This window comes from Kitasatospora sp. NPDC085879, from assembly GCF_040686255.1.
GTDB lineage: Bacteria > Actinomycetota > Actinomycetes > Streptomycetales > Streptomycetaceae > Kitasatospora.
In genome coordinates, this window is the sequence record NZ_JBFBJZ010000145.1 from 1 (window position 1) to 6962 (window position 6962).

Annotated in this window: 8 protein-coding genes and 1 pseudogene; 5 read left to right on the plus strand and 4 right to left on the minus strand. The window is 72.7% G+C overall.

What is annotated here, in order from left to right:
- Positions 1-110 precede the first annotated feature (110 nt).
- Together AB0P35_RS41010 and AB0P35_RS41015 are read left to right on the plus strand one after the other, a co-directional pair.
- Positions 111-518, plus strand: coding sequence for a DUF2809 domain-containing protein (locus AB0P35_RS41010; RefSeq protein ID WP_363521485.1), 408 nt, complete (start codon positions 111-113; stop codon positions 516-518).
- Position 519: 1 nt separating this feature from the next.
- Positions 520-834: a hypothetical protein gene (locus AB0P35_RS41015; RefSeq protein WP_363521488.1), complete on the plus strand. Its 315-nt coding sequence runs from the start codon at positions 520-522 to the stop codon at positions 832-834.
- Between the two features lie 64 nt (positions 835-898).
- On the opposite strand, the gene AB0P35_RS41020 is transcribed toward AB0P35_RS41015, so the two are convergent.
- Positions 899-1351, minus strand: a complete 453-nt coding sequence (locus AB0P35_RS41020; protein ID WP_363521491.1) for a DUF2199 domain-containing protein — start codon at positions 1349-1351, stop codon at positions 899-901.
- Between the two features lie 962 nt (positions 1352-2313).
- On the minus strand, positions 2314-3258 hold the full coding sequence (locus AB0P35_RS41025) for a LysR family transcriptional regulator (RefSeq protein ID WP_363521494.1): 945 nt from the start codon (positions 3256-3258) through the stop codon (positions 2314-2316).
- A gap of 115 nt (positions 3259-3373) precedes the next feature.
- Between AB0P35_RS41025 and AB0P35_RS41030 the strand changes: the two genes are divergently transcribed.
- Positions 3374-4186 carry an inositol monophosphatase gene (locus AB0P35_RS41030; RefSeq protein ID WP_363521497.1) on the plus strand — a complete coding sequence of 271 codons (813 nt, stop codon included), beginning with the start codon at positions 3374-3376 and terminating at the stop codon, positions 4184-4186.
- A gap of 160 nt (positions 4187-4346) precedes the next feature.
- Here AB0P35_RS41030 and AB0P35_RS41035 read toward each other — a convergent pair whose 3' ends face one another.
- Positions 4347-5120 (minus strand): lysophospholipid acyltransferase family protein, encoded by a 774-nt coding sequence (locus AB0P35_RS41035; RefSeq protein WP_363521500.1) that lies wholly within the window; start codon positions 5118-5120, stop codon positions 4347-4349.
- 262 nt (positions 5121-5382) lie between these two features.
- On the minus strand, positions 5383-5808 hold the full coding sequence (locus AB0P35_RS41040) for a DUF4395 domain-containing protein (RefSeq protein WP_363521503.1): 426 nt from the start codon (positions 5806-5808) through the stop codon (positions 5383-5385).
- A 267-nt stretch (positions 5809-6075) separates the two neighbouring features.
- On the opposite strand from AB0P35_RS41040, the gene AB0P35_RS41045 reads away from it, so the two are divergent.
- Positions 6076-6489 carry a thioredoxin family protein gene (locus AB0P35_RS41045; protein ID WP_363521506.1) on the plus strand — a complete coding sequence of 138 codons (414 nt, stop codon included), beginning with the start codon at positions 6076-6078 and terminating at the stop codon, positions 6487-6489.
- A gap of 367 nt (positions 6490-6856) precedes the next feature.
- Positions 6857-6962: pseudogene (locus tag AB0P35_RS41050) on the plus strand (electron transfer flavoprotein subunit beta); the annotation flags it as partial.

The following is a 6962-nucleotide window of genomic DNA, read 5'->3' on the forward strand; positions in this document are numbered from 1 at the left end:
GATGGTACTGCAGGGGGGACCCTGTGGGAGAGTAGGACGCCGCCGAACAATTCTTCTGAAGAAGCCCCGCCCGGGTTCCGGGCGGGGCTTCTTTGTATTTCGAGGGGGGCATGGTGGGTTGGAAGATACGCTGCGGTGCGGCAGCGGCCGGGCTGCTGACGGTGGCCGCGGGGCTCGGGGTCCGGGCGGGGGTGACCGGGAGCGCGGCGAAGTATGCGGGCGATGCGCTGTACGCCGTGCTCGTGTACACGCTGGTGGTCCTGGTCGCGCCGCGGATCCGGCCGGCCAGGGCGGCTGTGGTGGCGGCGCTGGTGAGCTGGGGCGTGGAGTTCTTTCAGCTCACGGAGTGGCCGGCGCGGTGGTCCGCGGAGAGCGGGGTCGCCCGGCTGGTCCTCGGGTCGACCTTCAACGCGCCCGATCTCCTCTGGTATGCCGTCGGCGCCGCGGTCTGCTGGGCGGTGCACCGGTGCCTGTCCGAGGCGGGTGGCAGGATGCGTGCGGCACGGGAGGAGAGCTGAGGTGCAGGGTGGGGTCTGGCGGTTGACCCGGGGGACGGAACTCGTCGGCGAGATCGGGATCGACGAGGCCGACTTTCCCTGGCTGGCCGGCACCTTTCGTCCGGGTCCGGCCTGGGCGGCGGTGGCGCCGTGGTTCGCCGAGACGCTCGCACTGCTGGAGACGGAGGAGTACGACGGCTTCGATGAGGCGTACGAGCGGGTCTCCGCCGAGCTGACGCTGTCCGCGCCGACGGGTCCGGTCGCCGAGTTCCTGCTGCACATCGACGGTGACCGGGCCTGGTTCAGGTGGAGTGACGAGCCGTTCGACCAGGACTGAGGCGGTCTCAGCGGCGGAGTGCGACTCGTGCGCGGGCTCGACGGCCGTCCGTCCTCCGGTGCCGTCAGCGACCGGAGTCGCGGACGGTCTCGGCGATCTCCCGGACGCGGTCCATGGTGATGCCGGTTCGCTGTTCGACGGCGAGCGGGTGGCCGGTCGGTTCCAGCTCGATCCACGGCCGCTCACCGACCGGGCGGGTGTGCAGGCGGGTCTTGAGATTGACGGTCGTCGGCCGGTAGATCGGCAGCTCGGTGGAGAACCAGCCGAAGTACGGCGGCTCGCTCTCCCGTCCCGGGGTGTCCCAGACCTCGGCCGCGCGGGCGTGGTTCGCCGGGCTGAGCGAGACCCACACGCCCCAGGAGAAGACCTCATCGCTGCCGATCACGGGCAGTTCGACCAGCCCCCGGACGAAGAAGTGCTCGCCCTTGATGACGCACTGGTCGGAGGTGAGCATGCTGTCCCGGTCCTCGGCGAGCGACTCGTCCCAATAGACCGGCGCGGGACTGGAGAAGTTCATCGGGACACCGGCGTGCGGCTCGCCTCAGCAGGTGCAGGTGAAGCTGTGGTCGGATGCCATGCGGGCGAGCATAACCGCAGGTCCGGCCGGCCGTGCGGGCGGGCCGCGGAGGGAGTCAGCTGCTGCGGGTTCCGTCGAGGGTCTCCCGGATGATGTCCGCGTGGCCGGCGTGGCGGCGACCTCCTCGATCATGTGGAGGAGGTCGCATCGGAGGCTGCGGTGGGCCAGGCCGGGCCCGGGAAGCTCGCCTTGGCGAAGGCGATCGCGGAGCCGTCGGGCGCGTACGAGGCGACGCCGTGGAAGACGTCGGGGGAGCCGGGCAGCAGGGTGGTGAGGCCGCTGCCGTCGGGGTGGACGGTGTAGACGGCGCCGCTCGGGGTGGCGTCGGGGGCGGGCGGGTAGGTGGTGAGGGCGATCCGGCTGCCGTCGGGGACCAGTTGGCGCGGTCGCCGGCCCGTAGGTCCTACGGGGTGAGCCGGCGCAGTCCGCTGCCGTCGCTGTTGACGAGGAACAAGATCGCGCAGGTCCGCTTCTCGCTGTCCGGGTAGACGCGGCCGGCGATCAGCCCGTCGACCGGGGACGCGGAGGCCCCGGTCGGTGACGACGCGCCGGTGGACGGCGAGCCGGGCGAGGGTGAGCCCTCCGGGCGCGGCCGGGTCGGCGGTGCAGGCGGCCAGGAGCGTGAGGGCGGTCAGGGGCGCCGGCGGCGAGCCGGGCGGCGGGGCGTCGGTAGCAGCGCGTCACGTCGGTCGTCGCCGTCACCGGTGCGGTCCGGTTCGCGGACCGTCGAGCCCCCTGGGGGAGCTGCCGCTGTGTCAGATCGGGAGCCACTCGGTGCGGGTGGCTCTGCACGGGATTTACGACGTCGTTTCGACGTGAGATTGGGAGTCGCCCGCTCGCACGACTAGGTGATGTTCACGAGAACGGGAGTTAGCTTTCGCAGGCCTCCCCCGGCGCATCCGTTACTGCCCGGTCCGGTTGGTGAGGGGCTGTTGAGAGGCGGTCGGTGGCGCGAACAGTGCCTGGACGGTTTCGGTGGCCAGGTCTCGCAGCCAGGTGTGGGCGCGGTCGTCGTCGTAGCGCTGGTGCCACAGCAGGTACAGGGGGACCTCGGGCAGCGGGAGTGGTGGCGGCAGTGTGGCCAGGCCGAGTTGTTCCCGGGCTGCGCGGGTGACCGCGTCGGGGAGGGTGACGACCAGGTCGGTGTCGAGGGCGAGTTGCAGTGCGAAGGCGGCGGTCGGCCCGGCGGCGACGACGCGTCGTTCGAGGCCGCGGGTGGTCAGGGCGTCGTCGATCGGGTCGCGCAGGCTTCCGCGTCGCGAAACGGTGAGGTGTTCGGCGGCTGCGTAGCGCTCGATGCTCAGCGGGCCTTCGGTGAGCGGGTGGCCTGGTCGGACGGCGACGACCAGCCGGTCGCTGCCGACGAGGCGGTGGCGGATGTCGGGGAGCGTCGGAGCGCTGGAGCTCGATTCGAGGTCGACCTCACCCCGGCGCAGCTCGGCGTCGTCCGTCCCGGGTTCGGCGGACAGGCGCAGCCGGACGCCGGGGGCTTGGCGGTGGACGGCGGTGATCAGGGCGGTGCCGCAGGCGGCGGTCAGGGCGTCGTGCCAGCGCACGGTGAACACCCGGTCCAGTGCTGCCAGGTCGAGTTCTTGCTGCGCGGACAGGAGTTGGTGGGCCTGCTGGACGAGGGCGTGGACCTGGGCGCGCATGGCCAGCGCGCGGGTGGTGGGAACCATGCTGCGGCCGGTGCGGACCAGGATCTGGTCACCGGTGGCCTTGCGGATGCGGCCCAGGGAGCGGCTCATCGCCGGTGCGGTGACGTGGAGGCGTGCTGCGGCGCCGGCGACGCTGCCCTCTTCCAGCAGTGCGTCCAGGGCCATGAGCAGGTTCAGATCCAGTTGCATGCCAGTAACTCTACAAGTAAATAGCATGCACTTGTTGTTAATGATCGGGGGCCTACCTTCGAAGTGCAGGCGCGAGACAAGCCGCCCCGCACACATCGAACCCAGGGAGCCCGCCATGAGCACAGCCATGCCTTTCGCCGCCGACGCGACGCTCCTGTCCGAGGTGATCGCCGCAGTGAAGACCGCAGGCCTCACCCTGCGCGACCGCCACACCCCGCAGGCCCGGGGCGTGAGTCTGGACGAGGTCGTCGCTGAGATCCACGCCAACGACGACGCGGTGCTGGACGTGCTGCGGGAGCCGCTGCTGTGGGCCCGGCGGGGATCGCAGTGGGGAGAGGACGAGCTGGCCGGCGGTGCGCTCCCGTCGGGGGAGTGGTGGGTCGTCGACCCCGCCGAGGGCAACATCAACCACGTGCACGGCATGGAGGACTGGGCCGTGACCGCCGCCCTGGTCCGCGACAACCAGCCGGTGCTCACCGTCGTCCACCTGCCACTGACCGGCGACACCTACACCGCTGTCGCCGGCGGCGGTGCCCGTCTCAACGACCGGCCCCTGGAGGTGTCCGCCAAGACCGATCTGGGCGCCGCGCTCGTCGGCACCGGCCAGGCCAGGCCCGGCGAGGACGAGCGCACCTTCCGGCGGATCGGTGACTCGGTCACGGCCATGCTCATCAGCGGCCTGGTCGTGCGCGTGTCCGTTCCCGCCACGATGCAGCTCATCCACGTCGCGGCCGGACGGATGGACGCCTTCTGGCAGTTCTCCGACGTCCGCTCCGGTCTGGTCGCCAGCGCCTTGCTGGTCTCCGAGGCCGGAGGCACCGTCACGGACCTGGCGGGCGAGCCCTGGAACACGGGCAGCCGCGACTTCCTGGCCGCCGCCCCCGGCATCCACACCGCCGCCCTCAAGGTCCTGTCGCCGATCGCCTGACCGGACACCCCGCTCGGGCCAAAACCGGTAGCGGGCTCGTGCGAGGCAGCTGGGCGCCGGCGCGGACAACGCCCGCTGAGCTGCAAGTCACGCGGTCGCCCAGAGTACGGACGGCCGCCCGGCGTACCGGACCGGGCGGCGGCGTGCGACGGGTGGGAGGTCAGCCGGAGGTGGCCGCGCGGCGCTCCGCCTTGGCGGCGGCCTCGGCCTCCTCGGCGGCCTCGGCCTGCTCGAGGGTGGGCGCGGTACCGCCGAGGTGGGCCGGGACCCACCAGGTGTCGTCGGCGCCGGAGGGCTTGCCGGAGTACTCGCGCTGGGCGCGGTCCAGCATCTCGGTCATGGCGGCGCGCAGCCGTCGGGTGACCATGACCGGCTTGTCCTGCGGGGTGAGCTCGATCGGCTCGCCGATCATCACGGTGATCGGGACGTGCCGCTTGGTGAGGGTCTTCGGGCGACCCTTGGTCCACAGCTGCTGGGTGCCCCAGAGGATGACGGGGAGCAGCGGGGTGCCGGACTCGGCGGCCATCCGGGCGGCGCCGGTCTTGAACTTCTTCAGCATGAAGGAGCGGCTGATGGTGGCCTCGGGGAAGACGCCGACGATCTCGCCACCGCGGAGCGCCTCGACGGCGGCGTCGTAGGCGGGCTGGCCGTCCGTGCGGTCCACCGGGATGTGCCGCATGCCGCGCATCAGCGGGCCGGAGATGCGGTGCTTGAAGACGTCGTCCTTGGCCATGAAGCGGGTGAGCCGCTTGCCGCCGCGCCAGGGGCCGAGGCCGGCGAAGATGAAGTCGAGGTAGCTGATGTGATTGCTGACCAGGACGGCGCCGCCCGTTGCGGGGACGTGCTCGGCGCCCACGATCGAGATCCGCAGGTCGAGCGCCTTGAACGCGGTCAGTGCGGCGCGGATCACCGGCGGGTACACGAACTCAGCCACGGTCAGCCCTACTTCTCGTCGGGCCCATGCCCGCTCCGGCGGTACCCGGGCCGTCGGAGCCGACCGGCGAGGGCGCGGCACGCCGCGGCGGCCACGGGTGTTACAGCCAGATGATCCCCCGAAGACGTGCCCGGTGTCACGTTGCGGTGTCCAGCGGGGCGGGATTCGGCGGCGAGTTCTACGTCACGTGAGACCTGCGTCTCACCCGGGAACCCGTGGGCCCGCCGCCGAACCCGCCCGCGCGGGGTGGGTGACGGACAGGTCAGGCGCTCGCCCCGGCCCGGTCCGTGCCGCGGCGCAGCAGCAGGTACACCTCGCAGCCGAGGCAGTAGCCGAAGGCGGCGTTGAGGAAGGCGGCTGCCAGGGCGAGCCCGGTGGCGGCCAGGCCCAGCCAGTCGGCGCCGGAGAGGAAGCCGACGGTGCCGGCGAGCGCGAAGGCGAGGCCGACGCTCTGGGCGAAGCGCGGCGGCCGGGCGTCCTCCAGCTCCCGCGGCGGGCCGAGCCGGGGCCGGACGAGGGTGCGGTAGAGCAGCCCGTACGGCGAGCGGGGCACGCCCGCGACGGCGCCGACGGCGAAGACCGCGGCCTGGAGGGCGAGCAGGGCGCCGCTGCCGGTGATCAGGACGGCGGCGAGGACGGCGGAGGTGAGCGCGGCGGCGAAGCGCGGGCCGCGCGGGTCGATCAGCACGGAGGGGACTCCTGGTACGCGAGTGGGCACGGGCCGGTCGGGGACCTGGTCGGCCGCTCGGGCGGCCGGGGTCAGCGACAGCGCGACGCGGTGGCCCGGCACAGGTCGACCACACGGCGGGTGGTCAGCCGGGGCAGCCGGGGTCGCGGGGAGTCCATCCGGCGATGGTAGGCCCGGCGGGGCCGCGCGGTCGAGCGGTGAAGGGGGGCCGGTGGGGGGGGTACGGGTGCCGGCCGAGCGCCGGGGGCGGTGCGGGACACTGGAGCGGTGACCGGTTTGGTGGTGTGCGGTGTGGTGCTGGTGCTGGCGAGCGCCTTCGGGCTGCTGCGCGCGCACCGGGACGGAAGGCTGCGGGTGCGGGTGAAGGACGGGGCGGTGCGGCTGTCGGCGCAGGAGCTGGGCGGCGAGCTGGGGGAGCGGGCGACGCTGGTGCAGTTCTCGACCGCCTTCTGTCAGCCCTGCCGGGCGACCCGCCGGGTCCTCGACGAGGTGTCCGGGATGGTCGAGGGGGTGGCTCACGTGGAGATCGACGCGGAGGCCCGGCTCGACCTGGTGCGCCGGCTGGACATCCTGCGCACCCCGACCGTGCTGGTGCTCGATGCGACCGGCCGGGTGATCCGCCGCGCGTCCGGCCAGCCGCGCCGGGCGGACGTGATCGCGGCGCTCGGAGAGGCGGTCTGACCGGCCCCGGAGCGGGGCGGCGGCAGCGCCGATCATCGTCGGCGTTGTCAAGACCTTCAATCTCACAGCGGATCTGCCGCCAGGTCAGGTGGTACCGGGCGCCGCCTGGGGCAGGATGGGCGCAGACGGCAGTGCAGCCGTCCCGTAAGCCTGCCGGCCAGGGTGCTCGGCGGTGGTCGGGGCGCCCGGTCCGGGGCACCGCAGGGCTAAGCTACCCGCCAGTAGCCCTACCGAGCTACTGGTGAGTATGCTGCCAGGACGTTCCGGACGGGCACAGGGATACGCGGCCCGCGTGTGGGCAGGAGCGTGCGTTCCGCCCAACTGCACAGCCGCAGCCGCCGGACAGGACCAGTACAGGAGACAGGCCGTGAGCTTGAGGATCGTTGTCTGTGTGAAGTACGTGCCCGACGCGACCGGTGACCGGCGCTTCGCGGACGACACCACCACCGACCGGGAGGGCGTGGACGGCCTCC

What these genes read in the sequence shown, in the direction of transcription:
- AB0P35_RS41025 (WP_363521494.1), bottom strand. Translation starts at nt 3,258, where the DNA reads ATGCAACTGGATCTGAACCTGCTCATGGCCCTGGACGCACTGCTGGAA.
- AB0P35_RS41020 (WP_363521491.1), bottom strand. Translation starts at nt 1,351, where the DNA reads ATGAACTTCTCCAGTCCCGCGCCGGTCTATTGGGACGAGTCGCTCGCC.
- AB0P35_RS41030 (WP_363521497.1), top strand. Translation starts at nt 3,374, where the DNA reads ATGAGCACAGCCATGCCTTTCGCCGCCGACGCGACGCTCCTGTCCGAG.
- AB0P35_RS41010 (WP_363521485.1), top strand. Translation starts at nt 111, where the DNA reads ATGGTGGGTTGGAAGATACGCTGCGGTGCGGCAGCGGCCGGGCTGCTG.